This is a genomic window from Butyricimonas muris, assembly GCF_046365375.1.
GTDB lineage: Bacteria > Bacteroidota > Bacteroidia > Bacteroidales > Marinifilaceae > Butyricimonas > Butyricimonas muris.
Window position 1 is genome coordinate 194,714 of record NZ_JBKEIT010000012.1, and the last position, 25,418, is coordinate 220,131.

General features: G+C 47.4%; 26 protein-coding genes and 2 pseudogenes. 8 read left to right on the forward strand and 20 right to left on the reverse strand.

The annotated features are described in order from the left end of the window. The first annotated feature begins 370 nt into the window (after nucleotides 1-370). Together ACK8P8_RS18725 and ACK8P8_RS18730 are read left to right on the forward strand one after the other, a co-directional pair. Nucleotides 371-1,462: a sensor histidine kinase gene (locus tag ACK8P8_RS18725; protein WP_054350165.1), complete on the forward strand. Its 1,092-nt coding sequence runs from the start codon at nucleotides 371-373 to the stop codon at nucleotides 1,460-1,462. Further along, nucleotides 1,443-2,198, forward strand: a complete 756-nt coding sequence (locus tag ACK8P8_RS18730; RefSeq protein ID WP_119961671.1) for a LytR/AlgR family response regulator transcription factor — start codon at nucleotides 1,443-1,445, stop codon at nucleotides 2,196-2,198. The genes ACK8P8_RS18725 and ACK8P8_RS18730 overlap by 20 nt, the downstream gene beginning before the upstream one ends. A gap of 87 nt (nucleotides 2,199-2,285) precedes the next feature. On the opposite strand, the gene ACK8P8_RS18735 is transcribed toward ACK8P8_RS18730, so the two are convergent. The 10 genes from ACK8P8_RS18735 to ACK8P8_RS18780 form a co-directional block, all read right to left on the reverse strand. Further along, nucleotides 2,286-3,074, reverse strand: a complete 789-nt coding sequence (locus ACK8P8_RS18735; RefSeq protein WP_008766689.1) for a PRTRC system ThiF family protein — start codon at nucleotides 3,072-3,074, stop codon at nucleotides 2,286-2,288. Next, nucleotides 3,071-3,790, reverse strand: a complete 720-nt coding sequence (locus ACK8P8_RS18740; protein ID WP_008766688.1) for a prokaryotic E2 ligase family D protein — start codon at nucleotides 3,788-3,790, stop codon at nucleotides 3,071-3,073. The genes ACK8P8_RS18735 and ACK8P8_RS18740 overlap by 4 nt, the downstream gene beginning before the upstream one ends. Nucleotides 3,791-3,793: 3 nt before the next feature. Further along, nucleotides 3,794-4,882, reverse strand: a complete 1,089-nt coding sequence (locus ACK8P8_RS18745; protein ID WP_008766687.1) for a hypothetical protein — start codon at nucleotides 4,880-4,882, stop codon at nucleotides 3,794-3,796. Between the two features lie 49 nt (nucleotides 4,883-4,931). After that, a complete protein-coding gene (locus ACK8P8_RS18750; protein WP_008766686.1) occupies nucleotides 4,932-5,153 on the reverse strand; it encodes a PRTRC system protein C in 222 nt (73 codons plus the stop codon). A 4-nt stretch (nucleotides 5,154-5,157) separates the two neighbouring features. Then, the gene (locus ACK8P8_RS18755) at nucleotides 5,158-6,138 is read right to left on the reverse strand and encodes a PRTRC system protein E (protein ID WP_008766685.1); all 981 of its coding nucleotides are present in this window, start codon (nucleotides 6,136-6,138) and stop codon (nucleotides 5,158-5,160) included. Between the two features lie 31 nt (nucleotides 6,139-6,169). Then, nucleotides 6,170-6,391, reverse strand: a complete 222-nt coding sequence (locus ACK8P8_RS18760) for a hypothetical protein (protein WP_025076690.1) — start codon at nucleotides 6,389-6,391, stop codon at nucleotides 6,170-6,172. Between the two features lie 367 nt (nucleotides 6,392-6,758). Beyond that, a complete protein-coding gene (locus tag ACK8P8_RS18765; RefSeq protein ID WP_008766683.1) occupies nucleotides 6,759-6,995 on the reverse strand; it encodes a hypothetical protein in 237 nt (78 codons plus the stop codon). Nucleotides 6,996-7,191: 196 nt separating this feature from the next. Then, a complete protein-coding gene (locus ACK8P8_RS18770; protein ID WP_032585083.1) occupies nucleotides 7,192-9,288 on the reverse strand; it encodes a type IA DNA topoisomerase in 2,097 nt (698 codons plus the stop codon). Nucleotides 9,289-9,384: 96 nt separating this feature from the next. After that, nucleotides 9,385-9,645, reverse strand: a complete 261-nt coding sequence (locus ACK8P8_RS18775) for a DUF4099 domain-containing protein (RefSeq protein ID WP_008766681.1) — start codon at nucleotides 9,643-9,645, stop codon at nucleotides 9,385-9,387. 40 nt (nucleotides 9,646-9,685) lie between these two features. After that, the gene (locus ACK8P8_RS18780; protein WP_008766680.1) at nucleotides 9,686-11,455 is read right to left on the reverse strand and encodes a DUF3945 domain-containing protein; all 1,770 of its coding nucleotides are present in this window, start codon (nucleotides 11,453-11,455) and stop codon (nucleotides 9,686-9,688) included. Nucleotides 11,456-12,168: 713 nt separating this feature from the next. On the opposite strand from ACK8P8_RS18780, the gene ACK8P8_RS18785 reads away from it, so the two are divergent. Together ACK8P8_RS18785 and ACK8P8_RS18790 are read left to right on the forward strand one after the other, a co-directional pair. Continuing rightward, nucleotides 12,169-12,972 carry a type IV toxin-antitoxin system AbiEi family antitoxin domain-containing protein gene (locus tag ACK8P8_RS18785; RefSeq protein ID WP_008766679.1) on the forward strand — a complete coding sequence of 268 codons (804 nt, stop codon included), beginning with the start codon at nucleotides 12,169-12,171 and terminating at the stop codon, nucleotides 12,970-12,972. Beyond that, nucleotides 12,969-13,763, forward strand: a complete 795-nt coding sequence (locus ACK8P8_RS18790) for a nucleotidyl transferase AbiEii/AbiGii toxin family protein (RefSeq protein WP_008766678.1) — start codon at nucleotides 12,969-12,971, stop codon at nucleotides 13,761-13,763. The genes ACK8P8_RS18785 and ACK8P8_RS18790 overlap by 4 nt, the downstream gene beginning before the upstream one ends. A gap of 259 nt (nucleotides 13,764-14,022) precedes the next feature. Here the strand turns inward: ACK8P8_RS18790 and ACK8P8_RS18795 are convergent, their stop codons facing one another. The 10 genes and pseudogenes from ACK8P8_RS18795 to mobA all read right to left on the reverse strand — a co-directional run bounded on the left by ACK8P8_RS18795 (nucleotide 14,023) and on the right by mobA (nucleotide 22,345). Beyond that, a complete protein-coding gene (locus tag ACK8P8_RS18795; protein ID WP_008766677.1) occupies nucleotides 14,023-14,316 on the reverse strand; it encodes a DUF4120 family protein in 294 nt (97 codons plus the stop codon). A gap of 11 nt (nucleotides 14,317-14,327) precedes the next feature. After that, nucleotides 14,328-14,825, reverse strand: coding sequence for a hypothetical protein (locus ACK8P8_RS18800; protein WP_008766676.1), 498 nt, complete (start codon nucleotides 14,823-14,825; stop codon nucleotides 14,328-14,330). Nucleotides 14,826-14,836: 11 nt separating this feature from the next. Next, a complete protein-coding gene (locus tag ACK8P8_RS18805; RefSeq protein WP_008766675.1) occupies nucleotides 14,837-15,091 on the reverse strand; it encodes a DUF6926 domain-containing protein in 255 nt (84 codons plus the stop codon). 11 nt (nucleotides 15,092-15,102) lie between these two features. Further along, nucleotides 15,103-15,369 (reverse strand): hypothetical protein, encoded by a 267-nt coding sequence (locus ACK8P8_RS18810; RefSeq protein ID WP_008766674.1) that lies wholly within the window; start codon nucleotides 15,367-15,369, stop codon nucleotides 15,103-15,105. 33 nt (nucleotides 15,370-15,402) lie between these two features. Beyond that, entirely contained in the window at nucleotides 15,403-15,936 is a 534-nt protein-coding gene (locus ACK8P8_RS18815) for a DUF4326 domain-containing protein (protein WP_008766673.1), read from the reverse strand. Nucleotides 15,937-16,153: 217 nt separating this feature from the next. Next, nucleotides 16,154-17,263 (reverse strand): annotated as a pseudogene (locus tag ACK8P8_RS18820) (TraM recognition domain-containing protein); the annotation flags it as partial. A gap of 121 nt (nucleotides 17,264-17,384) precedes the next feature. Further along, nucleotides 17,385-19,037: a group II intron reverse transcriptase/maturase gene (gene ltrA / locus ACK8P8_RS18825; protein ID WP_005647985.1), complete on the reverse strand. Its 1,653-nt coding sequence runs from the start codon at nucleotides 19,035-19,037 to the stop codon at nucleotides 17,385-17,387. Nucleotides 19,038-19,677: 640 nt separating this feature from the next. Beyond that, nucleotides 19,678-20,598: pseudogene (locus ACK8P8_RS18830) on the reverse strand (YWFCY domain-containing protein); the annotation flags it as partial. Between the two features lie 36 nt (nucleotides 20,599-20,634). Continuing rightward, complete coding sequence (gene mobB / locus ACK8P8_RS18835; protein WP_032560423.1) at nucleotides 20,635-21,888, reverse strand: conjugal transfer protein MobB; 1,254 nt, start codon at nucleotides 21,886-21,888, stop codon at nucleotides 20,635-20,637. Beyond that, a complete protein-coding gene (mobA, locus tag ACK8P8_RS18840; protein ID WP_032560424.1) occupies nucleotides 21,878-22,345 on the reverse strand; it encodes a conjugal transfer protein MobA in 468 nt (155 codons plus the stop codon). Before mobA ends, mobB begins: the two co-directional genes overlap by 11 nt. A 641-nt stretch (nucleotides 22,346-22,986) precedes the next feature. Between mobA and ACK8P8_RS18845 the strand changes: the two genes are divergently transcribed. The 4 genes from ACK8P8_RS18845 to ACK8P8_RS18860 are packed head-to-tail and all read left to right on the forward strand — an operon-like array spanning nucleotide 22,987 to nucleotide 25,413. Then, on the forward strand, nucleotides 22,987-23,751 hold the full coding sequence (locus ACK8P8_RS18845) for a ParA family protein (RefSeq protein ID WP_008766669.1): 765 nt from the start codon (nucleotides 22,987-22,989) through the stop codon (nucleotides 23,749-23,751). Next, nucleotides 23,748-24,203, forward strand: a complete 456-nt coding sequence (locus ACK8P8_RS18850; protein ID WP_008766668.1) for a DUF3408 domain-containing protein — start codon at nucleotides 23,748-23,750, stop codon at nucleotides 24,201-24,203. The genes ACK8P8_RS18845 and ACK8P8_RS18850 overlap by 4 nt, the downstream gene beginning before the upstream one ends. A gap of 2 nt (nucleotides 24,204-24,205) precedes the next feature. Beyond that, on the forward strand, nucleotides 24,206-24,661 hold the full coding sequence (locus ACK8P8_RS18855; protein ID WP_016270787.1) for a DUF3408 domain-containing protein: 456 nt from the start codon (nucleotides 24,206-24,208) through the stop codon (nucleotides 24,659-24,661). Between the two features lie 2 nt (nucleotides 24,662-24,663). After that, nucleotides 24,664-25,413: a DUF4122 family protein gene (locus ACK8P8_RS18860; RefSeq protein ID WP_008766666.1), complete on the forward strand. Its 750-nt coding sequence runs from the start codon at nucleotides 24,664-24,666 to the stop codon at nucleotides 25,411-25,413. Nucleotides 25,414-25,418 lie beyond the last annotated feature (5 nt).

Below are 25,418 nucleotides of genomic sequence, written 5' to 3' on the forward strand. Positions count from 1 at the left end.
GAATACTATATTGGCATGTCTTCTCAAAAAACTTAAATGTTTCATGCTACTTAAAAATTTGGTTGATTCAGACTTTATCATGCGGTATTTACCCTATATGGATGCAAAATTACCCGTGTTGCTTTGGCTGTAACAGTAAAATTCGGCTGAAACGGATAAATTTATATCTGAACCGCCCAAATAGGCGGTTTATTTTGAAAAACAGATTTTCTAAATGGTATTTCGGCAAACATAAAGTGCAACTCCATCCGTTTCAACATTCATTTTCATCACTTCAATGGTGATTTTATCCGTTTCAGTCGGTTTTATCCTATCAACTAAAGATGTAAATCCCTATTTTTGCGGAATATGAAGTAACTTTGTATCTGATATGGCCAACGAGAATATAAAAATAATGAATTGGAAGAACGGTCTGTTGTTATCAACCGTTTCCTATATGCTCTACCTCATTCTGTGGTTTATACTCGATGATGAAACCGCCGGCCAATTACCGGAGATGGCAATAGCCGATTATATCATCGATTATCTGTTGTGTATGCTGTTTACCTACATCTCTTTAGGATTTTCCTTTTTGGTCTTTAGGGTATTGCCATTTAGGACATCTTATGTGTGGGTGATTGTCTATGCTTCCTGCCTTTTTACCCTGAACAACGTTGTCGCATTCGGCATGATTTCTTTGTTCAACTTCTTATGGGGTGAAAACGGCAACGGGCTTCTTGACGAGCTCCTCAACATGAAAGGCGCATATACTTTTGCCATGATTTCCACATTCTTGTCAAGCGTCTATGCCAACACGTTCTATCTTCAGTCTTACATCAAGGCACGCAACGAGAAACAGGCACTTGAAATGGCACTGATGAAAGAAAAGGAGATAGCCTTGCAGTCACAGCTCAATTCCCTGAAACTGCAAATCAATCCGCATTTCATGTTCAACAACTTCAACAATCTGCTGGAGCTGATTGAGGAGGATAGCGGACTTGCCGGAAAATTCCTGAGCAATCTGTCGAAAGTATACCGATACATCATCACCAACTTGGACCGAAACCTGATACCTGTCGCGGACGAAATCAAGTTTCTTGATTCATACTTGTACTTGATGAAAGTGCGCCACGACGAAGGTGTCATTGCAAAAGTAAGTCCGGGCGTCAGACAATGCAAAGGTTTTCTTCCACCGGCTGTATTGCAGCTTCTTGTGGAAAACGCAATAAAACATAACAGCTTTTCATCTGAACATCCGCTGGTCATCGACATAAAGCTGTCCGATGATTATATAACAGTCAGCAATCTTAAGTCACCTTTGATGTCCCCAATCGAATCAACCGGTTTAGGACTTAAAAATATCACAGAACGATACGCTTTGCTTTGTGATAAAAAGGTCAAGATAGAGAATGCCGAAAACTTCTATTCGGTAAGTCTGCCCATCATAAAAAACACCATCCCCTATGAACATACTGATTCTTGAAGACGAGCCACGCAATGCCAAATGCCTCATAAGGCTGCTGAACGACATTGACAGAACATTTATTGTCGAAGGCCCTCTTGCCAGCATCAAAGAGACGGTCGAATTCTTTCAATCCGGCAAAACCACAAACCTCATTCTGGCGGATATCCGTTTGACTGACGGTTTGAGTTTCGAAGCTCTAAAATATGCCCCGGCAACCATACCCATCATATTTACCACCGCATACGACGAATATGCGGTACAAGCATTCAAGTTCAACAGTTTCGACTATCTTCTGAAACCGTTGGATTCGGATGAACTTGAAGCGGCCATTGACAAGGCGGCCAAAGCCGGTAAGAATTACACCGACGAAAACCTACAGCAGCTTTTCGATGCCTTACAGAAGAACAAGTTCCGTTATCGGGAGCGTTTCTTGCTTCCTTACCGTGACGGATATAAGACCGTGCGCGTTTCGGACATCAACCACATCGAAACAGAAAACAAGATTGTATATCTCCGTCTTAACAACGGCACTTCCGAAGTGGTCAATGTGTCAATGGATGAACTTGAACACCAACTGAATCCCGACTATTTCTTCCGGGCAAACCGCCAATATATTATCAATGTAGAGCACGTTTTGTTCCTCGGTAATTATTTTGGAGGAAAGTTGATTGTCCGTTTGAAAGGTTATCCGAAAACGGAAATACAAGTGAGTAAGGAAAAGGCGCAGAGGCTTAAGGAATGGATTGACAGGTAATTATTAACATGTGCGTAAAGTGAAATTATGTTCGTTTAGATTTGATTCTTACAAAATTTGCATTTGGCTCATCCTCTTTTAAACAAGTTATATCATTATCGGATTCACTTTCATCGTTTCTAAATTAAGGAACAGCCCGTGATGTTCCAACATCCCGTTACGGAACATCTTCCAAAGGATATTGCATCCGAGTTGTGCCAGTGTGGAGTTGATGAACAAGTCCTGCTTTTCCAACGCCTCCGCCAAGGAGCAGCTCGGTCCTGAATCCGCCTCCTTCACCCTCGCGTATTTCACGAACCGGGTAATGACCTTCAACGAATCGACAGTCTTGTACAACTCGGAAGCGGGCTGTTTTATTTTCTTGGGTATGGTTCCCAACACAACCTGACCCGTACTTTGTGTGTTCCCGAAATCCATCCAGTAAAGCGGTGTTTCGTAATCACGGTAATTCGAGGTGGGCACGGCTTTCAATACGTTCCATAAGTCAAGCCGTGACTTGATGTTGTCGGTACAGGTGACGGTGATATTCGCCATGTCATCCCGTCTGGCATCTTTCAGCACGGTCGGGAAAATATCCGGTACCGCTTTCCAGTCATTGCCGAAGAAATTGTTCACTCGGGTAATCAGGCATTGCGCCTTGTTCAGTCCAAGGTCGGAACAGCCGAAAAGCTGGCGACCGATGTTGGCATCCGTCACTATGTCCGGGTCATAAAGTGTTACGAACAATCCCGGATGTCCGAGTGCCCGCAATGTCACGTCCAGCCGTGCCAGACAGGTCAATACCTGCGAGCCGGTTCCTCCCGCGCCGATCAGGTTCACCGTGACCGGGTGCTGCGGGTTCAGCAGATAGTTATCTATGTAGTGTACTCTTTTCATTTCAATATATCTTTCAATTTCAAGTTATTCAAAGGTTTCAGTTCGTCGAGGTTGAAAGGCTTGTCCTTTGCGGCCTTTGTCACCAATATCAGGTTTGATCTGGTCGGGTTGCCCCCTCCGCCCAGGTGTGAAAACTCCGTCAGCCAGAACTTCTTCTCCCAATACTCCAACAGGTTTTTGTAGGTCAAATCTCTCGGCTTGTCTATTTTAGCGGAACCCAGACAGACATTTGCCCCTGTCACGTTGAAGAACGGTGCGGCATAAAGCTCCGTCTTTTCCGTCAGTTTCTTGTCCTTGTAAGCATATATACTCAACGAACTGCCACCTGCCACGTAAATGACTCCCGGCAGGTTGTATTTTGCATTCTCTACTTGAAGGGATTCCTTGAAAAACATCATCCGTTTCTGTGGGGAGTTGTACCAGATATACCTCTCACTGCCCTTGCGCGGGTCGCACCACAGCATATTGGGCGGAATCCTTCCGTATGGCGTGGTGCTGTGGCTTTCGGAATAACCGCGCACCAGTTCGTTCATGAAATCCACCGTGACGGGCCGGCCTTCTCCCATCATTCCGTTATCGTCTATATCCCTTATCTCAACAAAATAGTTGTTGTCAGAGGCATAAGAGTTGTCTTTCTCGCCTGAATAGGCAATCAACGCCGCCCTCGGATGGAGCAGCGTCCTCAATTTTTGGGTAAGTTCATTCGTTTCCAACATAATTCAACTGATTAAAGATATGAATTCGTCCGCCCACCGAAAGAACCGTTCCGGGTAATCGTCCATGCTGAACAGTTCTTCGGTATCGGGCGACAGGTCAAGGGCAGTCACCGGAGTGATGTCGTAGGTCTCCCTGCTACAGGAATTGTAATAGTCAACGAGATAGTCGGATACAATGTCGTTGATGTCATACACGACCCTTATCTGCTGTTGCAGGTACATCGGGTGGAAGTCCGGATTCTCCGAGTAATAGGCGTCATAAGCGTATTGCATGATGCCCCGTGCAGGCGTCAGAAACGGGAGACCCCGTTTCATCGCATCGACCAAAGGCTGTTCAAACCCGTTTTGGGGTTCGTATGTATCCAGTGCTTTCGGCAGGTTCTTGTAGTAGGATTTCGATTCCACCCGTTTGAGCAGCCTGCCGATTTTCCCTTCCTGATAGGAGTCCAGCAGTTTCATGCGTTCTTTCCACTCCTCCGGGTCGCTGCCGTCATCCTCCGAAAGCATTTCAAACAAAAAGTCCGATTCTTCGTAATCCACGAATGTATCAATGCCGTTTGCTTTCATCAGTTTATGGATAAAGGTAATGGCAATCCTCCTTAAAATGGGATTGAGCGATTCCAGAAACTTCACCGGGAAGTAGTACAGCGTGAAACTTCCCCACTTGTGGTATTTCCACAGCCGGAAGAAAAGCCTGCCGGCTTCCTGCTCGATGTTGACATGCAGTTCGTCACCGACAAGCGTGTTCATTTCATCGTACAGATTGGCGATGCCTTCCCCGATACTGTTTCCTGGCATGTGTACGCCCTCCTTCTGCAATAGCAGGGAATACCTGAAATACGAATCACGCAGGAATTCGTAGTTATCCCGCGTGATTACGTTTATACTGTTGCATTCGCCGCTGTCGTAACAATCCACGGTAAGATTATTCTGTGCCAGCGGTATGAAGGCTGTGCTTAGAAAAGAATTACGGCCCCGCTTGGAGCCGCAATCCGTTCTTCCCTGTTCACGCCGTACCGTACATTCCTCCGCGTCTGGCCGATGATGAGCCTCGCCAGCTGCCTTGACTGTTGTTCGTCCAATGGTACACATGGTTTCCTTTTCTTGTTGTTCTTTTTCTTTCGTTCCTTCTTCATGCTTCCTATCCTTTGGTCCCGATGGTGGTCTTGAACTCGTACACGGCTTTGTCGTCCTTGATGACCGGTCCGTGTACCGTTGCCGTTGTCAGCTCCGGGTAGAAGTTGGAGTAATAGCTCATGACCATTTCGGGGCTGTCCGACGGGTTGGGATCATCGAGCGTTACCATTCCGCTGCCTTTCTTGAATGTGAATGAGCGTGCCATTCCTGTTACTTCGAGTGCCATAATCTTATACTGCTTGATATTGTGAGACATGATTTTCTAACATGGACTGCGGAAAATCGGGATATTCCTCGTAATCCTCCGGACGGTAATTGGGTTCATCCTCTCCGGCGTGATAATGTGGGGAGAGTTCTTCAGGGTGCTGTACCGGCTCCTGCCAATGTGTCCCATGGTATCCCCCGTGTGCGGGTTGTGGAGCCTGTTGCGGTACTGGCTGCTGTCCCATATAGGGTTGCGGTTGTGGCTGGGCGTAATATTGTGCCGGTCCCTGCGGCGGTTGTTGCGGTGGCCACATTGTCTGCTGTTGCTGAGGATTGGCTGCCGGTCTCTGCTGTCCGCCAGGAGCCTGAGCCGCCATCGGTCTCTGTGCCTGCGGTTGCTGAGGATACTGTGGAGCCTGCCGCGGTTGTTGGACTGGTGCGGCTGCCGGTTGTGCCTGCGGCTGTTGTGGCTGCGGAGCCGGTTCTTCCATCAGTTCAAACAGACTGCCCTTGTTCATCGCCTTTGTCTGTTCCGCCACCATCTCGTCAATCTTCTTCTGGTCCTGCGGTTTGGCGTAAAGACGTGCCTGTCCGAGTGCGGTAACCGCCTCCTTGTGGTTCTTGGCAGCGATCAGTTCCTCCGCTTTCTTGAAATGTTTCTCGTACTTCTCCCGCTTCTCCTTTTCCTCCTTCGTCTCCTTCGCTTTGGTCTCCTTTGCCGCCTTGCTCTCGGACGCTGCCTTCTCAGCCTGCGCCTCGAACTGCGCCATGTTGGAAATCAGTCCGGTAGTCTTCTGTATAGGACGTGCTACGGCTTGTAGGAAGCCTGCGTCCAGTTCCTGCGGATGCCCGCTGACGGTCAGTGGTACGAGGTGGTTCTGGGCTTCGTCCTTCAGCCCGTTCGACTTCGGCAGTAAGGATACTGTCAGTTGTCCGTTCGCTTTGCGGATGACAAGCGTGAGATCCACGCCTTCGGTCATCATCTGGTGGATTGCTGTAAAAAACATAATTTGATGTATTAAAAGTTATTACTGGGTTTTATTCTTCACTGAACAGTTTGGCCAGCAGCCTGTTCCTGTCGGGATGGCGGCTGATTTCCAGAATCGGGTTCAACAGGGTGGAGATGTGTACCGGCCCTGTCGTCCCCCGTGGCGGGAACTTGACGGCAGGTTCGGGTTCCACCGTCCTTTTTCTTCTCGTTACCGGCATGGGCATCCTCATGGGAGCCGGCGGTGCGCTTGTTGCAAATGCTTGGTTCATGTCTCTTTATTTTTTTTAATTGTGAATATTCGGGCTTTGGCAGCCCGTGAACTACAAGGGCCCGACGGCAGATGCCTTCGGTAAGGCAAGGTTTTCGGGAAAAATACCGCAAGCCTCCGGCGAGGATGATTTTTTCCGAAACCGCAAGGCTTGACCTTGCCGTCCGAACAAAGGCATTTGCCAACTTTGCCCGGTAGTTTCCGGTATGCCAAGTCTGTGTTTTCATCCCTTTTCCTTTTATTCCTGTCGTTATGGTTTCCGGTTCCACAGAGGGCGGAAAACAAAAAGAGCCGTCCCGGAAGACAGCTCTGTTCTGTAAGGTTCCACTTGATTTTGTATGGCAGTTATGTTTCATGGTCAAATATTGTCAGGATACCAGAAAACTGAGTATGCAGAAAAGTATGGCCGCAGCCACCAGAAGGCAAGCTATCCGGTACAGGAACCTGAAGAATCCCCTAAAACACACGATGGCTACCGCAGCCCACACGGGGGATATGCCCCGTGTGTACATATAACTGAACACGATGAAGGCTGCAAAGCCCAATGCGATGGTCCGTACCCATCTGTTCGCTTGAATCTTGTCGATATATTCCCTTGTTTTCATGACATTCCGGTATTAACGGGTGAAACAGTCTTTTCCAATTTCAAGGGCCGGGATGCGTACCGCCTCCACAGGCAAGGTTTTCGGAGGAAAATACCGGAGCGGCGCGAGGATGATTTTCCCCGAAACCCGGAGGGCCTGACCTTGCCGGTGGAAAAAGGCGGTGCGCTACCTTTGCCCGCGAATTGGAATGACGGTGTTATTTTTTCTTTCCGTTCCCGGTTTTCGGGAACGAGAATACCGTGTTGTATTCCGCATCGAAGGTGACGGCGGCATCGAACGGTACACCTTTCTTTCCCTTGAACCCCTTGATGAGTCTGGTGGTGCCGGAGGAGAAAAGCTGTTCCATGTGGGTGTCGGTCAGTTCCTTGTTCAGAATACGGCGGAACACCAGCAGCCCGCACCCGTCATGGTCGCACCTGGCCACTTTGGAACGGAGGATGATTTTTCCCGTCTTGCACTTGGGGCAGGTGAATGCCCTTTCCTGCATCGCCGGAAAATCCAGACGCAGGATCTCTTCGGTTGCCCTGCGGGTGTAATCCAGGATGGACTGCATGAAGGTTTCCGTATCGAGGGTATGCCTCTCCACCTGCGCCAGGGTCTTCTCCCAGCTTCCCGTCAGTTCCACGTCCGCCACACGCATGTCCTTCACCGCCTCATAGATATACATCCCTTTTTCGGTCGGGATGATGCTTTTGCCGGAGCGGGCGATATAGTCACGTTTGATAAGGGTGGTAATGATGGCGGCACGGGTGGCGGGTGTGCCTATGCCCAATTCCTTGATAGCCTCCTTTGCCTGTTCGTCCGTGATGTTTTTCCCGCAGGTCTCCATCGCCGCCAGCAGGGTGGCCTCCGTGTACAGCGGCTTGGGTAGGGTCTTCTTCTGCGCCATCCCGTGTCCCATGACCGGAACAGTCTCGCCTTCGGCAAACTCCGCCGTCCCCCCGTCACGTTCCGGCTCGTCCTTCTCCCTGTCCTCCTTTCTGGCGAACACGCCGCGCCAGCCCGGTCTGACAATGGAGGAAGAGCGGGAACGGAACGCCATTCCCTCGCAGGCACATTCCATGACCAAAAGTTCCTTCTCGCAGGGTGGCGAGAATGCTTCCAGCATCCTTCCGGCTATCAGGGTGTAAACGGTAGATTCCGCCTCGGACAACCCTTCGGGTGAAATGCCCGTGATAATCAGGGCATGGTGGTCGGTCACTTTCGTGTCATCCACGCTGCGGGTATTCAGATCGGACATGTCGAAAGACTGTCCGTATTCCCTGAATTCCGGCATGGAAACCACTTTTCCCAGCAAGGAAGGAATGTGCCGCATGACATCCTCCGGGATATGGCGGCTTCCCGTCCTCGGATAAGAAATAAGCTTCTTTTCATACAAGGATTGGGCGATGGAGAGGGTCTTCTCCGCTGTCAGGTCATAATGGACGTTGCAATCTTTCTGGAGCGTGGTCAGGTCGTACAGAAGCGGGGCCTGTTGGAAAGTCCTCTTGTGTTCCGACCCAGTGACTGTCGCCACAGAACCGGAAGTGATTTTCCGGTATGCCGCCTCTGCCGCATCCTTTTCCTTGAACTCTTCCGTGTGGATGAACATGCGGTGCGCGTCCTGCCGTTTCAGCGTGAGGTGCAGCTGCCAGTAAGGGGTGGAGACGAAATTCCGGTTCTCCTTGAAGCGGGCACAGACCATGGCGAGCGTCGGGGTCTGTACACGTCCTATGGAGTTGTTCGCCGAGCCGGAGGCTACCGCCAGGGCACGGCTCGCGTTCATGCCCACCAGCCAGTCCGCCTTTGCCCGGCAGTCGGCGGCGGCATACAGGCTGTCGTAGTCGCTGCCGTCCCGGAGGTTCGCCAAACCCTCGCGGATGGCCTCGTCGGTGAGAGAGGAGATCCACAGGCGTTTGAACGGTTTGGTATAGCCTAAGTAGGAATATATCCAGCGGAAGATAAGTTCCCCTTCACGGGCACAGTCGGTAGCCACGATGATGCTGTCGCACCGGTCGAACACGCTGTCGATGATTTTCAGTTGTTTGGCGGCGGCGATGTCCGTCACCATCCCTTTGTCCGTCCTGACCTGGCGGGACACCAGACGGAACGGGTCCGGCAGCATCGGGAGGTTTTCGGCGGAGGTTTTCGTGTAGCCATACGCACCGGGCATGGCGAGCGACACCAGGTGTCCCAACGCCCACGTGACCATATACCCGTTACCTGTACAGTAGCCGTCTTTCTTGTCGGTAGCCCCGACCACACGGGCTATATCCATGCCGACACTCGGTTTTTCTGCAATGATTGCTTTCATGTTCGGATAAAATTTAAGCCGTTCCCCGCTACCGGAACCGGAAAACGGGAAACGGCGGTTTGACATTTTTTACTTGTTATAATGGATGAGCGTTTGTCAGGCCACCGGCTTGACACCGAGGATTTCAATCAGTGCCCCGTCGTCCTTGCGCACCAGTTGCAGGGTGGCGTCCATCACCACGTCCACGCCCAGCAGCACGAGGCTGAGTGACATCACTCCTGTCTTTTCTCCCTTGAGCAACGTATCAAGTTCCCCCGACATTTCCAGCTCGTCCTTCAGGATCCCGATTCCCGCGAGTTCTTCCCAGTTCACGTCTTCCGCCTTGAATGGCGTGTTGTTTTTATTGTTTACGTTCATATTTCTGTTTTTTTGATTTGACATTCATTCTGATTCACGCTCAGGCAATGCTTGCCCCCTTGGACTTGCGGCCAGCCTGTTCCTGTCCCTGCTTCTGGGCGTTCGCCACCACGTTGCGCTGCGATGCGTCACGCTTGCGGTCCGGGTTCTCGTTATAGAAGTCCAGCCTGCCCTGGTTGAAGTTCGCCTTGACATACTGCGAGATGGTCTTTCCATCGTAGCCTTTGATGCCCTCGACCAGTACCGCCTTGCCGCTCTGGAGGTCGGCACGCTGGTTTCTCGTCAGTTTTACGTCCCATACCTTTTCCGGTATCTTGAACTCGGCACGCTGCTCGAAGCCGTCCGGCGTGCGTGAGTAGCTCAGGCGTCCCGTTTCCAAATCCGCCTTGATGAAGGAGGAGAACTCCTCGCCCTTGCGGTTCACCATGTCGTTGAGGAAGATGACTTTGCCCTCGCGCAGTTGTTGCTGTTCCTCGGCGGTGATTTTCACGCCGCCTATTTCATTCGGGATGTAAATTTCACGCGCTCCCTCCGGGGAATCGGGATTGTAGCGTGTGTAGGAAGGTCTGCCCGTGGCCTCGTCCAGCTTGACATACGAGGAGAACAACTCACCGTCCTTGCGCTCCATACCCTCCACGAAGATGGCCTTGCCCGCGTTGAGGTCTTCAATCTGCTGCTTGGTAAGTTCCACTCCGCCCAGCGACTGTCGGTTGAAGAGTTTGTCGTTCTCGAAGATGTATTCGATGCCCCTGCGTTCGGCGTTGACCTGGATGTGGGCGTCGAACTCCTTGCCGTTATTGGAAATCATGCCTTCGATGAACACTTTCTTGCCTTCCCGCAGGTCGTTGATTTCCTGGTCGGTCAGTTTCACACCTTTGATTTCTTGCGGGATGTAGGCGTTTTCCGCGCGCATGGCGACCACCTCGTTGGTGAGCTTGTCGATGCTGATGAAAGAAGGGATGTATTCGCCGTTGCGCCCTTTCAGTTCCACCACACGCCCCATGTTGCCTGTCTCCAACAGGTTCTTCTTGTCCTCTTCGGAGAAGATGTGACCGAAGTACGGGCGTTCGAGTTCGGGTTTCTGGCGGATGCCGTGGATACCTAATACGATAGGGCCTCCCACGGACTGCTGGAATGACAGTCGTGCATCGGTACGTAATACGGCGGAGCCGAAATTCATGCTGATGGGTACCACCTGGTTGGTCTTGTAGCCCCTGAGCATCTGGTCAAGGAGACCGCGCTCCATGAGGTATTCACGGGAAAGTCCGAAATTCTTCAGTTCCTCCCAGTTGATCATGGACTCGTTGTAGCGGTACTTGGGTTGCTGCGTGCCGTCACCTTGGGTGGCCTGCTGCTGTGTCTCATTTTTCTTTGCCATTTCTTCTTGATTTTGATTGTTGATACTTTGGTTTTCCTTGTCGCGTGGAACGATTTCGTATTTTTTGAGGAAGTCTTCCACGGCTTTTGTCTGCTTTCCGGCGGCGAGGTCTTCGATGGCCTGCTTCACTTCCGGGCTGTCCAGCGTATCCGCCTTGACGGAGAGGATGCCGAAACGGGTCGGGTCTTTGAGCTGGCTCCAGAAGTTTTTCACGAAATTCTCGAACATGTTGGCGTACCGGTCGATTTTCAGGAAGGAGTTGCTGTGTTCCTTGTCTGCCGGAACGGTGCTGTATTTCCCGTCCTTTCCGATTTTTGACACCGCCTGTAAAATCAGTTCCATCTTGTCGAGTATGAACACGATGTCACTCATCTGTTCGTTCTCGCTCACTTGCGGCTTCAGGGGTTCGTCCCTCACATTTTTCTTTGCCATAACTTTGAGTTTTTAGAGTTGATAACTACTATTGTCACCGCAAATATATATAGCAAAATTTGATAAATAATTGATTTTTAATTAGTTGAACTACATATTACATCATTTGTCATCACGTTTCACCGCAGGGTGACAGCACGAAAACGAAAAAGGGAAAAAACAGAGGGAAAAGGGCGGGCCACAAGGTACGGGAAGGCAGAGAGAAACCGAAGCAGGGAAAGGGACGAAGAGGGAAAAAGAAAACCTATATTATGCAGAGTTGAGAGCGAGCTGCTTTTGTCCCTACTTCCTTGTATTTCTCATAAGACAGGCGACCGAAAGGAAAAGGATTTATGATAGGATAGATGTTCCAATTGGGACGGTCTGAATTTTATAAAGTACTCCCGTCAGGTTTTGTCTTGACCTTGTTCTATGCGTCGTAGGTCGCTTCGCTTGCTAAGTCCCGACCTTTTCACCCAACTCGGACGGCGATACCGGAACGTTTTTTCGAAGAAAAATTACCGCAGGGAATTTTTTGTACGAAAACCGGAGGCCTGAACGTGAAAGGTATCGTCCTCCGAGTTACCTTCTCAGAGGGACTTAGTGAGTGAAGCGTGACTTAGGATGGTAGTTTATGGAAGAATATGGAAAAATTACCCTTTGAACGAAAATGCGCATCTTTTTAGTGCAATGGTAATCATTTTTTGAGTACCTTTGCACTAAAATTACGCATTATGACAATACGTGAATGGATTAGAGATAGAGAGATAAGTGGATTTCCAACTTTTTCGGTTGAAGAAATTAGGTTGGCATTGCCACATTATTCAGAGCAGGTCATTAAAAATGATTTGTTCCGTATATCATCACAAGGTATAATATATCCGGTCTATAAAGGTTTCTACGTTATTATTCCTCCTCATTATGCTGCCAAAAGAATGGTACCACCGATATATTACATAGATCAGTTGATGTCGTATCTAAACAAGCCTTATTATATTAGTCTCTTAAATGCGGCAGAAATTCATGGTGCAGCTCATCAACGTCCACAGAAATTTTCTGTAATGTCGGTATTTCCAAAGTCTTCTGTTTCGCAATCAAAGAACAATACACTTGTTTGGGTATACCGCAAGGAAATTCCAACAGATTTTTTGTTATCAAAAAATTCTGAAACAGGAGTGATATATTATTCGAATGCAGAATTGACAGCTCTTGACATTGTACAATATGAGCAATATATAGGTGGACTTTCAAGAGCATCTACTATATTGGAAGAACTTACAGAAAAATTAGATTTTCGTGGTGCTTCCAATAAGTTGTTTGGTTATACATCAATCGCAACTATACAACGACTGGGATATATACTGGATGAAGTTCTAAATGCAGCAGAAATTGCAGATACGCTATATATGGAATTGACTTCATATGTAAAGCGTTTCAAATATATTCCTCTAACTATAAATAAACCAAAAGATTGCGCGGAAAGGAATAACCGTTGGAAAATTTTTGTAAATACGATAATAGAAACTGACGAAATATGATAAACAGAACAGCCATCACTCAATGGAATAAGATAGTTCCATGGAATGACAACGCACAAGTAGAGCAAGACCTCATTATATCACGTGCGTTAGTCGCTATTTTTAGCGATGAGTTTCTTGCTTCACAATTAGCATTCAGGGGAGGAACTGCACTCCATAAACTATATCTGACGCCACAGCCCAGATATAGTGAAGATATTGACTTAGTTCAAATTACTCCCGGACCGATAAAGCCAATAATGTTCAGACTTGGGGAAGTTTTGGATTTTTTGCCGGATAGAGTAACAAAACAAAAACGATATAATAACACGATGTTGTTTCGTATGGAATCGGAAATACCTCCCACAATTCCTCTACGCTTAAAAATCGAGATAAACTGTTTTGAGCATTTTAATGAACTTGGATTAGTCAAAATACCATTTGAAATGGAAAATAGTTGGTTCTCAGGCAAGTGCGGAGTAACAACATATCGTTTAAATGAACTGTTGGGAACAAAACTGAGAGCCTTGTACCAAAGGAAAAAGGGGCGAGACCTTTTTGACTTGTATGTCGCTTTGTCTGAAGCATCAGTTGATGTCGAAGAAATTATGCGTTGTTACCACCGTTATATGTCTTTTGTTGTTCAACAACCACCGACATACAAACAGTTCATTAATAATATGGAAGAGAAGATGTCTGACTCTGAGTTCTTAGGAGATACACAAAATCTTATCCGTCCGGAGAGGGAGTTCAATCCTCAGTTGGGGTACGACCTTGTTCGCTCTCAATTAATAGACAGATTGCAAAAATAGCATATCAATAAAAGTAACACCTGAAAAAGAAATATTGCCGGTATCTAAATTTGCCATATAACGATTTAATCTTTGATTTTTGCGGAAAACCTGCGAGAATTGATTTTTAATCCGTCAAATACAGATTTTAGCTTTCTGATTTTGGAGATTTCAGAATGAGCAGACGGAAATAAAATATGAGCGAAGAAAGTGTAAAAGGTAATCAGATTTTGAGTACTTCTGCGCTTTTTTCGCTCAACACAAACTGCGAAACGATTTTTCAAGTGTGTATGCTCCAGCCGTGAAACGGTCCACCAATCATTACAGCAAATGACCGATCCGGCTTGCCGTGATAGAGAAGCCCTCCGACAACGCCCCTTGTCCCGTCTTTCGCCACTTCAGCGAAACCGAATGAATATGGTGCGAAATCGGTGTACAGTTCGATTTCATACCTGCCATTGGAGTTGACCTCCCATTGCTTGAGCCGTTCAATACATTTGCTCAACGTTTCATCACCGATGCTTTTCGCATACTTGACGGTATTCTCGTAGTGTTCCTGACATTTGATTTTCATGTCTGATGTTTTTAAGTTGTTTGTAACAATTCTTCGTATATCCCGAAACCAATGCATCCGGCTATGATGAAATCCTCCTTACCTTTATCCGCCAGTGATTTTAAATTTTCCAAGCTGTCGCAGTAGAAGAATATCTCATCGTCCTTTTCGTTGTCGGAATCCATCGCCAGCGCAATCCTCACTTCTTCCGTTTCCAGCGTGTCGCACCACCGGATAGTGCAGTCCGCATAATGAGGTTCACGTCCCTGCTCACAGTAGAATTTCAGGAAATGGCTACCTATTTCCTTCTTGACTTCATCCGCCTTTTTCCAGATACTATCATCCACGATTTCAAATCCGAGTCCTTCCACCAGCAGGCATGTTCCCTTGTCATATACCATCATGGTGCGCTTTCCCATGTGTTTTTCGCGTATTTCCGCCCAATTCGGCAAGTCCCAACGCTCCACGGTCCAGATCCCTCGGTAATCCTTCGGGATGGAATTGTATTCGCTTAATGTTATCTTTCTCATAGCAGGTAGTTTTAGTTTGTTACAAAAGTCACCTTGTGAGTCTTGCACGGTTTCCCGAATGCCGGACGTGGGTTGAACTCCGTGCATGATTCCCAATCCACACTCATCGTGTAGCCGTTCGGGAAATTCTCGCCGATGAACCGGCTTATCATTTCCAAATCCTCGTTCGGCAGGAACAATTCTTCCTCGATGCCGTACTCCAATGCGAAAATCGCCCATTCAGGAATGTTATCCCAAACGAGCGTCTGTCTGTTTTTCTTGTGCATAATGTCAATGTTTATTGCGGTGATACCATAAGGCTGTTGATGATTCCTTCCAGTTCCGTTTCCCATTTGTCCGTACCGTCCATGACCGACGGATAGGTCAGTTGCTGCCACTGCCGGTAATCAAACAGTTTCATTCTCAGCGGATAGTAGTCGAACAATTTCCGGTTGCCAAAAAATACTCTCAGGTGGTTGGTTCCCACCTCCATCAGTTTCAGACCATAATTGTCAAGAATCTCATGGAATCTTTTCATCGGTGTAAAGTTGCTTCTCTTTTTCATGTCATTTCTGTTTTTTATTGTTTGAATTTTATTTCAGCAGCACATTCTGTACAGGTCATCATCGGTCAGTGTACATAGTTCCTCATCCGTGCAGTAACCGTCAATCTCCTCGCTCGCTTCCATCGCTTCATAAATGCCGTTATGCATATCGTTCACCAGCTCATCGCACAGGCTTTTTACTGACACCCTGAAAATGTCATTACCGACTTGGATTTCCCGAACTGGATAAGCCACTCCTTTCCAGTAGGTCTTTTCTATGGCTATTTCATCGGTACATCCCTCCATGCGTTCCAAGTATTCCTTGATGATGTCCCCATGACAAGGATTCGGCTTGCAGAAACACCCCAATGTCTTGCCCTGCAATTCTCCGATTCGTCTGCGGAACTTTTCATCCGTACTTAAACGATAGTAGAAATACTTCCTGTAACGGTCCAGCGTGCCGCCCCTTGTCATTGTCGCTTCCAGCCTGAACGGATTTCCGAAATAACCGTCTTTCCCTTGTCCCGCTCTTCCTATATATACATCACAGGATTCCTTGCGGATATTGACCACTCTTGTATTGCTCATAACTTGTTTTTTAGTTAAACAATTCCGACCGGCGAGCCGGTATTTTATTTCTTGCCTGCCTTACCGTTCCGTGCCGGATTGTGCAAGGCTTTTCGGGAAAATACCGCAAGCGGAGCGCGGAAGATTTCCCCGAAAACCCGTAGGGCTCGACCTTGCTCAATCCAAAAGGCACGGGACGACCTTTGCAGGCTAAAATAAAAAAGCGGCCTTTCAATGGCTATTCATTATCCTTGTCATTTTCTTCCTGTGGTATCAGGTGTTTCAAATCAGGGTCGTTCTTTATACGGGTCATCTCATCTTCGATTATCCGCACCACGTCCGCTTTTATCTGGGAATAGTTCCGGTCTATCTGCTGTTGCATGATGTCGTTGCCGTCCGCATCCTTGAACTCGTTGATGACGGGTATTTTCTTGTAGGCTTTGGTTTCCGCTGCTACCTTCTCATTATCGACAATAATGCGGGCATGGAAAATCTTCTGGTCAATCTCTTCCCCGAAGTTATCCGCTACGCTGCCCACGAATGTACCCTGTGAGAGGTTGGCTATTTTCGATGCCGGAATGAGCGAATCCATCTGCGTGTTGATGGAGGTGGAGGTGTCCTGCCGGTTGATGGAAATGGACTGCCGCTGTTGGAGTATCTTACCGAAGCGTTCCGAAAGGTTCTTAGCCGTTTCTCCCACGACCTGACCGCTGAAGATGTTGCCCACCGTATTTTGGATTACCTTCGCTTCTTTTTCACCGTAGTCACGGGTCAGCTGAGAGAAGTCCTGGAAGCCGAGACATACCGCCACCTTGTTGCTTCGTGCGGTGGCAATGAGATTGTCAATACCGCGAAAGTAAATCGTGGGCAGCTCGTCTATGATGATGGAAGACTTCAGTTGTCCCTTCTTGTTCACCAATTTTACGATACGGCTGTTGTACAGTCCGAGGGCGGCTGAATAGATGTTCTGCCTGTCGGGATTGTTACCGACACACAGGATTTTAGGGTGTTCGGGATTGTTCAGGTCGAGCGTGAAATCATCACCGGTCATCACCCAGTAAAGCTGCGGGGAAATCATCCTTGAAAGCGGGATTTTTGCCGAAGCGATCTGGCCTTGCAACTGGTCTTGTGCGCCCCCTTGCCAGGCGTCCATGAACGGGGAAAGGTAGTTTTCCAAAGACGGATACGAGGTAAGAATTGTGAAAATATCGGCATACGGCTTGTTCAGAAATTCTATCGCGTGAGGGAACGTGCAGTATTTTCCGTCCTGGTAGATGCGCAAATACCATATAATAGCCGCCAAAAGAATAATCGGGGATTCCACGAAGAAATCGCCCTGTTTCTGTATATCGGGTAAGTCAAGGGCATTGCTGCCCCCTTCTCCCCTAAGAACCGTACGTGAGAGTTTCCCCTCATACGGCTCAAGCAACTCAATATTTCTATTTGTTGTTAGAAATCGGCTCATACTTTCAACATTTTCGTTTATTTCGCTTGTAGCAGTTGTTGTGGACAAGTTGCCGTACAATCGAACCACCAACAGATATTTCGTTGACGTTCCATGCTTTTGTACAGTCTATTTCCTTGCCACATAACGGACAAATCCGGTTCTGCTTGTTCCATAAATATAAGAGAGACTTACGTCCTTTGAGAGATTCCAGCATTTGTTGCTCCTTACGCTGAGAGAAATAATCATCGTATTCCGGGTCAAAAGGATTTGCCTCTCCCTTGACTTGCTTGTACGGAGTATAATGTATATCCGACAATCTTTTAAGGGTCAGGTAGTTCACTTTCATACTTTTCGTTTCATATTTCCACGCAAACGTCCATTTGCGTCCCCGAATTTCATGCCAATACCTGTCTGCGACCCAAGACTTGCGTTTCTTAGGGTGACGACGTAAGGCCCATTTCTTCGTGAGATTATAAATGTGGTAGTCGCAACCATGAAAAGCATCGGTCGATGCACCATATCGGTAATAGTTACCCCATCCTGTGATTACAGGATTGAGCATTCGTATCAGCGATTCCTGCTTACACATCTTATGTCCTTTGACTATGTCACTGATTTTTGCCCTAAAGCGTTTCTGTGCGTCTTTGGACGGAGATGTGTATAGCTTTTTGCCGAACTTCCTTACATTGAAACCCAAGAAATCAAATCCGTCATATATGTTCGTAATAGTAGTTTTCTCTTCGGATAAGGTAAGACCTCTTTCTTTGAGAAATTCTATCACTATTGGTTTGACTTCGTTTTCCAATAGTTCCTTATCTCGGCCTGTGATTATAAAGTCGTCAGCATAGCGAATAAGATTTACCTTGTAATGGAATGTCTTGTTGTTACGCCATAGTCTTTTGAATCTTTTAGCCAAGAGCGGCTGAAGCCCGTCAAGTACCATGTTTGCAAGTGTCGGTGATATGATACCTCCTTGTGGCGTACCCTCTTCTGTCGGGAATAGTTTTCCGTTGAACACAGCTCCACATTTCAACCATTTTCTGAGTATTGTCTTATCCATAGGGATATTCTCAATGAGCCAGTCGTGGCTGATGTGGTCGAAACAGCCTTTTATATCTCCCTCCAAAATCCATTCGGGAGAATGTTGGCGGTTTAAAACCGTATCAATCTGACGGATTGCGTCCATTGTCCTGCGCTTCTTTCGGAAGCCGTAGGAGAAACGGTCGCCTGTCGTTTCGGCTATCGGTTCCAATGCCATGAGATATAAAGCCTGCATCGCCCTGTCTTTCATGGTCGGTATTCCCAACGGTCGGAGTTTACCGTTCTTTTTCTTGATGTGAACCCTACGGAGTGGCTGCGGATTGTAGCCACGGCGTTTCAGTTCACTGATTGCTTTGTACTTGCGCTTGGGAGAGTCCCAAAGCTGTTTATCTACTCCAGACGTTTTCTTCCCTTTGTTGGAAGTAACCCTCTTTACAGCCAATGCCTTGGCGTAAAAAGAGTGAGTGAGCATCCATTGCAAGGCTTTCACCTTGTTATGTCTGCCTTCTTTCTGAGCCTTTACAATACGCGCTTGAAGCTTTCGGACATAGGCTTCGCACTTGGACCAGTTCATACCGTCCCAAGTCAGATTCCTGTTGTCAGCAGGCGCACACGATGTCTTAGTTTCGTTCATTTGCTTTCCTCCTTTTGAAAGTTCTAAAAGTTATCTTGTAAAGAGTTACCATATACGGAAGTCTGCCCACTTTCGTGTCGGATGATGTTATCCACAATCAGCCCGTGATGTCGATTCAATCCGTATCCTCCCCATTACAGGGAGGCGTTCGCTTTCTCCGTTATCTCATACCTGCACCCCTTTCGGCTTGCCTTGCGGTTCGCTTACTCGCGTTGTTACGAGAGAGATACAGGCTTGCCCTGTTCCACGTAATTGACAAAAGGATAGTTTAGGTTCTGTCAAGTCCACCGGCAGTGCCATGTCCGTGTAACCCCAACATGGGCAGGGGTTATCCGACTGCTTACCTTTTGGTGAGAGCTAAAGTATCTTCCGCTCCTTCAAACCTCACGATGGCTAAAGACAGTTCACTTATGTTAACCATGCTATCCAGCCTCGCCACTCGGCAGTATGATACTAACCGCCCTTGACGTTCCCTCACGGTTCAGTCTTGTCCTTTCGGAGAGTGTACTTTGTCCTATAAGCTTGGCACAACCCATCACTGGAGATGCACCTTATAGTAGGCTACCGCTGACGGAACAGCGGGTTAAATCATGCAACTAATATCACTGTTTAACAATCAATTACGCGACTTTACAGGTCACACCCAGGTCTTGTTCAAATTGAGCATAATCGTGTAGGCAGATTCGTAGGCATCCGAGATGTCCGCCATGAATTTCGGGTTGATGGGATTGCACCTGTGCGAACGTCGCGGATCATCGAAATTGATGACATAAAATTCCGGCTTCACTTTGTAATTCTGAGTGTGTTTAAGTAGATGGTTATAAGCAATTTCGGACAAATCTGGAAACTTATAATCGTAAATATACATGGCGAAGGATTTTTCAATCTGCTGTTTTATGTAGTTGTTTACCACTGCGTAGCTCTTACCCGAGCCGGGAGTTCCAAGCACGATGGACGCACGAAAAACATTTACAACATTAATCCATCCGTTCCATTCCCTGCCTTGATAGACGAACTTTGTCGGCAGGTTGACGGAATACTCGTTCTCCATGAGCCGTGTCTCCTGCATGAAACTCTCGTTGGCGGTATTGAATACATCTTCCATGAGGTTGTGTTTCAGCATCCGGCTTATCCACACGCCGGACATCAACAACAGGATATACCCGGCTGTAAGTGTTGCCGTGTACAAGGTGGCATTGACCATCGGACTGAACGGCAGGTCGAGCATCCACCAGTTCATGAAAAACAGCACCAATCCGGCAAGGAAAGAGGCATATATTTTCTGCCATGTCATCTTCTGATTCTTTACGCCTTTTGTTCCCAAACACGAGAGGGCAAGGAATATGACGGCAAATACTTTTGTGATGAGCAGGTTGCTGAAAAGCCCCGCTGTCCTCTGGAAATTCAGGAGTATCCTGTCGACTACCCCGATATTGATACCCATATCCACGAATGAACGGTAGCAGTACCAATAGACGTGGATGACAATAAACACGATGGATATGGCACGCATGAACTCCATGACCTTGGCCAGTCCCCTCAAATCATCTTCTTGTTGCATAATGAATATAGTTTTAATGGTTTATAAAATCTGTAATCAGGATATTCCGCGGGAACGGCGTTTCTTTTTCTTCTTGCGTTGCAGCCTGCGGGCAAGCGCCTCTTCCTGCGGGTCGGGACCGTTGGCGTCAATGCCGAAGATTCCGAAAGCCTGTTCGATGGAGCTTTCCATTTCGGAGGAGAAAACGCCTTGCCGATTAAGAGCAGGCATTGGCATATCCAAGTCAGGCATATTGGTCGGACTGTTAAACAGCCGCTCAAAAGCGTTTGCCGAAAACTCTTTTCCAAGTCGGGAACCGTTATATACCTCACGGTTCTTATGGTCGATGAAAGTTGCGCCATAGATACGTCCTTCATCATTTTCACGGAATACCACATCAATACCTTTCCCGGCGAGCAAACGGGTGAACTCCTCCTTGTTTCCACGGCATCCGTGCATGGCAAGCGCCACTTCGTTCCGTATCTTCGGTTGCCATTTCTTGTTCTTGTATTCACGGGCGTTGTACCCGATACGCTTTTCCAATCCCTCGTAGCCGTAGCGTTTTTCGATAAGAGAAGATTTGACGGGCGTACATATCGGCTTGCCACTATCATCGGTCATCGTATAGACAATTCCATTATAGGGTGTTCCTTCAAATTCGCCTTTTACTTGTTTCGCCTCGATATTGAAACAGGAGAGCAAGGCGCTGTACTCGCCGAAAGACTGGAAACGATAAGTGGAGAATACACTCTTGACGATATTGGAAACCTGCCGCTTCACATCACCATTTTGGTAGTCAGCCTTTTTCAGATACGGCTCCAATAGTTCCTTGCGCTTGTCATCCACCTGTTTCAACCCGAATTTCTTTTCCAGTTCCCGGCAGGCTTTCATCGAGCGGTTCCACTCGTAGGCGTCGTCTATCTTTTCACCTTTTTCGTTCACGCAGGTGGAAACGATATGGATATGCCTCCGGTCTATGTCCTCGTGCATATATACAATGTAAGGCTGGTTGCCATAGCCCATTCGCTGCATATACTCCCTGGCCAGTTCCGTGAATTGCAAATCCGTGAGCCGGTCGTCCAAAGAAGGGTTCAACGATATATGCAGGACTGGCTTTTCTGTATTCTTGTTGGCAAGCAGGTAGTTGTCAAACGCCCACAGGGTCTGTTGCATGACACGCTCCGTGTTCCCCGACACATTGGCAATCATGCGGTTCCCGTAAATGATGCGGGCTGTATTGTCGTTCACTTTCTGCAGGTTGTAGATGATTGCACCGTAGAGCGAAGCACCTCTGTTGATTTTAGCCACCATTTTCCTCCTCCTTCCGTTGTTTTATCAGATAGTTTTCTTCAAACTCACGGGTCAGCATGATAATCCGCTTGCTCAGCAACACTAAGTCTATTGTTGCTTTTTCCAGATTACGGAGCAGGACGAAAGCCCGTTTCTCCCCGAAATTTGTCTTTACGGCTTTCACCGTCTGGTTGTAGTTGTTGCCGATACTCTGGAATTGGTGGTAGAAATTGGTCAGGCGGATATAATAATCCATCGTCGCCTTGTCTATTCTCACCACCTTGATTTCCTTGCCGAAAATCATTGTCTTGATAAACTTGGAGCGTTCTTTCAATCCTGATTTTTGGAATTGAATATCAAAACGTCCGTTCTCTTCCGAGTTCAACCGTACCACATAACGATGCACGGCAGGGTCGGATTTTGGTTTCCTGCCTGCGCTTTTTCTTGAGTTTTTCTTCTTGTTTTCTTCCATACGCATTGATATTTTCAGTTTCTAATCTTCCGGCCCCGGATTCACGACTTTGGAGTGAATCCTCCCCGAGCCGTCAGGCGAGTGGCAAGTTGTTTTGAGTGCCCGAATTTATTTCGGGTGCCTCAAAACACAACTTGCTATGTTCGCTTGAACATGAATTTTCCTTCCGTCAAATTGTGTTTGACCCTCCGGCCTCATTCTTCGGCTTCGGGAAAGCCCCGCAGCGGTGTCCGTTCCGTTGTCGGTGCAAAGTTACGGCGGTATATACTACTGTAAAATAGTGAGTTATATGTAACGTGATGACAAACGATGACACAGGTCGTCACCTCCCTTGAAACATGGTGCCGGTATGAAAAAATACCCTTTTATTTGCAGCGTGAACGGATGAAACCGCACTTCCGATAATGGTATAATGGTCATATTGTTTGATGCTTCCGTTATCGGTCCGGATAGTGGAAGCAATGTCGGATATGACAGTTATCGGAATGTCATGACCAACAGACCGACCATTAACGGAAAGATGCTATAACGGATAAGTTACCGGTCGGAATAACGGATGAAGCATATCGTGGTCGGTTGGAAGGAAGCGTTCACGGATTGACGGATGAAACAGATATATATTCAATAACCCATTAAAAGAAAAGATTATGAGCAAAGAGCCTTTATTCGTTGCAGTCAGCAACCAAAAGGGAGGGGTCGGGAAATCGGCCTTGACGGTAGTGCTTTCCAGCTACCTCCATTTCGAGAAAAACCTGAACGTGGCAATCATTGATTGTGATTCTCCACAGCACAGCCTCGTGCGCATGAGAGAACGGGATAAAAAAGCCATTGCCAACAGTGCCTATTTTCAACAATTGTTACAGCAGCAATGGAATCGCGTACCAAAGAAAGCTTATCCGATTGTCGGGTCTACTTCGGAAAAGGCAAGGGAAGCCGCGGACGAGCTTGCCGCAAGCGGTGACTATGATCTGATTTTTGTGGATTTGCCCGGAACAGTGGAATCCACGGGGGTGTTCCGCACCATCGTCAATATGGATTATGTCCTGACTCCCACCACTCCCGATCTTATCATCATGCAGAGCACGCTCGCTTTTTCCACGACGGTTCTTGATTATGTCAAGAACACGAAAGATGTGCCGCTCAAGGATATTCTCTTCTTCTGGAACAAGTTGAAAAAACGTACCAACGTGGAAATTTACAAATCCTATGCAGAGGTCATGAGGGAACTGCATCTGACTGTCCTTGACACCAAACTTCCCGATTTATGCCGTTACGAGAAGGAAATCACACATGCAAAACGTGATTTTTTCCGCTGCACCCTGCTGCCTCCGCCTCCCAAGCAATTGGAAGGAAGCGGTCTGAAGGAACTGGCGGAGGAGCTTATTGTCAAACTTAAATTGGAACACGCATGACAAAGAAAAAGGTGGAAGTGAATGAGGATATCCTCAAGAATATCATTGTCGGGGATATTCCTGTATTCGGCAGGGCGCAACCCATGAACGAGAATACGGAACAACCCGGACAGGAATCCGTACCCGTCAAAAATACGGGACCGGCTCCAGCTACGGAACCGGTTGAGATACAGTCTGAGAAAACGTCCCCTGTAAAACCTCGAAAAAAGAAAGATGAAGCGGGTAGCTATAGAGACAAGTATCTGGTAAACATTCCGGCATCTAACCGTTCCCATGTCTATATAAATCGCGAGGTGGCCGAATGTATCAAGCGCATCCTTCCGGTCATTGCCCCGGACATGAGCATATCGGGGTATATAAGCAATATCCTCGTTGACCATATCCAGCAGCATTGGGAGGAAATCAGCGAATTGTATAACAAAGAATATTACAAACCATTAAAACCATTTTAGTCATGACACAGATTATCTTTCACATTGCGGCCATTGCCTGCATCGTTTACACAGTTTGCCGTTTCGGATTGTTCATTCACAAAAGAATGCGCAAGAACAAAAACATCGGAAAGCACGTCCACGTTCCTCCGCCCGAAACTTCCGGCAAAGCGGAACCGGATACCTGGGAAGACACCGCTTGTACATCTGCCTTAAAGGATGTCATCAACACGTCTTCAATTCAAATCGTTGAAGATCCATCGTATCGAACGACATATCTGGTAAATCACCCTATAGGTAATCGAATCCAGGTTTACATAAACAGGGACAGCTATGCCTACATCAAACGTTTTTTGGCAGTTGTCGCTCCGGAGACATCCATGTCAGGATATGTAAGCACAATCATTGATGAGCATCTGACAAAATATGAGGATGAGATGTCTGAATTATACACGGAAGCCATAAATAAACCCCTGTAGCCATGGAAGCAAAAATTTATTTCACGATAAAACTCGTGTGTGCGGTTTTCATATTCCGGCAACTGTGGATATTCATCTTCAATCGGGAAATGTATGGCATTTGGGAGAAAGCCTACCGCTTGATGCGCATAGTCCGCATCAATCTATGGAAATACCGGAAGAAACGTTCGGAACAAAAAGCGCGTGAGGCCAATAAAAAGGCAAGGCGAAGGGAAAAGACCGACGCACACAACAGGCATACGGCACAGCCGTCTTCTGCTGTTACTGAAGATGTAATCGGCAAGACAAAAATTGTCTATCTCGAAGACCCGGAAGTGGCGAGAAAAACTCCGACACGTTCCGAACCTATGGAAAAAGAGTCGATAGAGGAGGATGAGGAAATCGGTCCGGATGATGTAATACAGGAAGAAAAAGGTCTCACCAAAGAGGAAAAAGAAGAATTGATGGCTCCTGTGGATGCTGAACCTGACCCGGATTTTGACACAGCCATGACCTTTGAGGATATAAACAATGTGGCAGAGGTGCTGATATCTGAAAATCCGGATGAAGAGAAAGCCATACGTGCAGCCACTACCATACATCACAAGATGCACGATACGGTTATACTATCTTTTCTCACGGACAAGTTGAGTAATCAGGAAAAGGTAAACCGCCTGGTCAGCGAATGTCTGGATGAATCGGGCAGACCGTTGGCAAAACGAAAGACCGCATCCAAGAAGGTGGAGGCTTTCAACATAGATAAATTCGTTTAATTGTT

Excerpts from the sequence above, each read along its gene's own strand:
- ACK8P8_RS18725 (WP_054350165.1), top strand. The coding sequence starts at position 371 with ATGGCCAACGAGAATATAAAAATAATGAATTGGAAGAACGGTCTGTTG.
- ACK8P8_RS18730 (WP_119961671.1), top strand. The coding sequence starts at position 1,443 with ATGAACATACTGATTCTTGAAGACGAGCCACGCAATGCCAAATGCCTC.
- ACK8P8_RS18735 (WP_008766689.1), bottom strand. The coding sequence starts at position 3,074 with ATGAAAAGAGTACACTACATAGATAACTATCTGCTGAACCCGCAGCAC.
- ACK8P8_RS18740 (WP_008766688.1), bottom strand. The coding sequence starts at position 3,790 with ATGTTGGAAACGAATGAACTTACCCAAAAATTGAGGACGCTGCTCCAT.
- ACK8P8_RS18745 (WP_008766687.1), bottom strand. The coding sequence starts at position 4,882 with ATGTGTACCATTGGACGAACAACAGTCAAGGCAGCTGGCGAGGCTCAT.
- ACK8P8_RS18750 (WP_008766686.1), bottom strand. The coding sequence starts at position 5,153 with ATGGCACTCGAAGTAACAGGAATGGCACGCTCATTCACATTCAAGAAA.
- ACK8P8_RS18755 (WP_008766685.1), bottom strand. The coding sequence starts at position 6,138 with ATGTTTTTTACAGCAATCCACCAGATGATGACCGAAGGCGTGGATCTC.
- ACK8P8_RS18760 (WP_025076690.1), bottom strand. The coding sequence starts at position 6,391 with ATGAACCAAGCATTTGCAACAAGCGCACCGCCGGCTCCCATGAGGATG.
- ACK8P8_RS18765 (WP_008766683.1), bottom strand. The coding sequence starts at position 6,995 with ATGAAAACAAGGGAATATATCGACAAGATTCAAGCGAACAGATGGGTA.
- ACK8P8_RS18770 (WP_032585083.1), bottom strand. The coding sequence starts at position 9,288 with ATGAAAGCAATCATTGCAGAAAAACCGAGTGTCGGCATGGATATAGCC.
- ACK8P8_RS18775 (WP_008766681.1), bottom strand. The coding sequence starts at position 9,645 with ATGAACGTAAACAATAAAAACAACACGCCATTCAAGGCGGAAGACGTG.
- ACK8P8_RS18780 (WP_008766680.1), bottom strand. The coding sequence starts at position 11,455 with ATGGCAAAGAAAAATGTGAGGGACGAACCCCTGAAGCCGCAAGTGAGC.
- ACK8P8_RS18785 (WP_008766679.1), top strand. The coding sequence starts at position 12,169 with ATGACAATACGTGAATGGATTAGAGATAGAGAGATAAGTGGATTTCCA.
- ACK8P8_RS18790 (WP_008766678.1), top strand. The coding sequence starts at position 12,969 with ATGATAAACAGAACAGCCATCACTCAATGGAATAAGATAGTTCCATGG.
- ACK8P8_RS18795 (WP_008766677.1), bottom strand. The coding sequence starts at position 14,316 with ATGAAAATCAAATGTCAGGAACACTACGAGAATACCGTCAAGTATGCG.
- ACK8P8_RS18800 (WP_008766676.1), bottom strand. The coding sequence starts at position 14,825 with ATGAGAAAGATAACATTAAGCGAATACAATTCCATCCCGAAGGATTAC.
- ACK8P8_RS18805 (WP_008766675.1), bottom strand. The coding sequence starts at position 15,091 with ATGCACAAGAAAAACAGACAGACGCTCGTTTGGGATAACATTCCTGAA.
- ACK8P8_RS18810 (WP_008766674.1), bottom strand. The coding sequence starts at position 15,369 with ATGAAAAAGAGAAGCAACTTTACACCGATGAAAAGATTCCATGAGATT.
- ACK8P8_RS18815 (WP_008766673.1), bottom strand. The coding sequence starts at position 15,936 with ATGAGCAATACAAGAGTGGTCAATATCCGCAAGGAATCCTGTGATGTA.
- ltrA (WP_005647985.1), bottom strand. The coding sequence starts at position 19,037 with ATGAACGAAACTAAGACATCGTGTGCGCCTGCTGACAACAGGAATCTG.
- mobB (WP_032560423.1), bottom strand. The coding sequence starts at position 21,888 with ATGGTGGCTAAAATCAACAGAGGTGCTTCGCTCTACGGTGCAATCATC.
- mobA (WP_032560424.1), bottom strand. The coding sequence starts at position 22,345 with ATGCGTATGGAAGAAAACAAGAAGAAAAACTCAAGAAAAAGCGCAGGC.
- ACK8P8_RS18845 (WP_008766669.1), top strand. The coding sequence starts at position 22,987 with ATGAGCAAAGAGCCTTTATTCGTTGCAGTCAGCAACCAAAAGGGAGGG.
- ACK8P8_RS18850 (WP_008766668.1), top strand. The coding sequence starts at position 23,748 with ATGACAAAGAAAAAGGTGGAAGTGAATGAGGATATCCTCAAGAATATC.
- ACK8P8_RS18855 (WP_016270787.1), top strand. The coding sequence starts at position 24,206 with ATGACACAGATTATCTTTCACATTGCGGCCATTGCCTGCATCGTTTAC.
- ACK8P8_RS18860 (WP_008766666.1), top strand. The coding sequence starts at position 24,664 with ATGGAAGCAAAAATTTATTTCACGATAAAACTCGTGTGTGCGGTTTTC.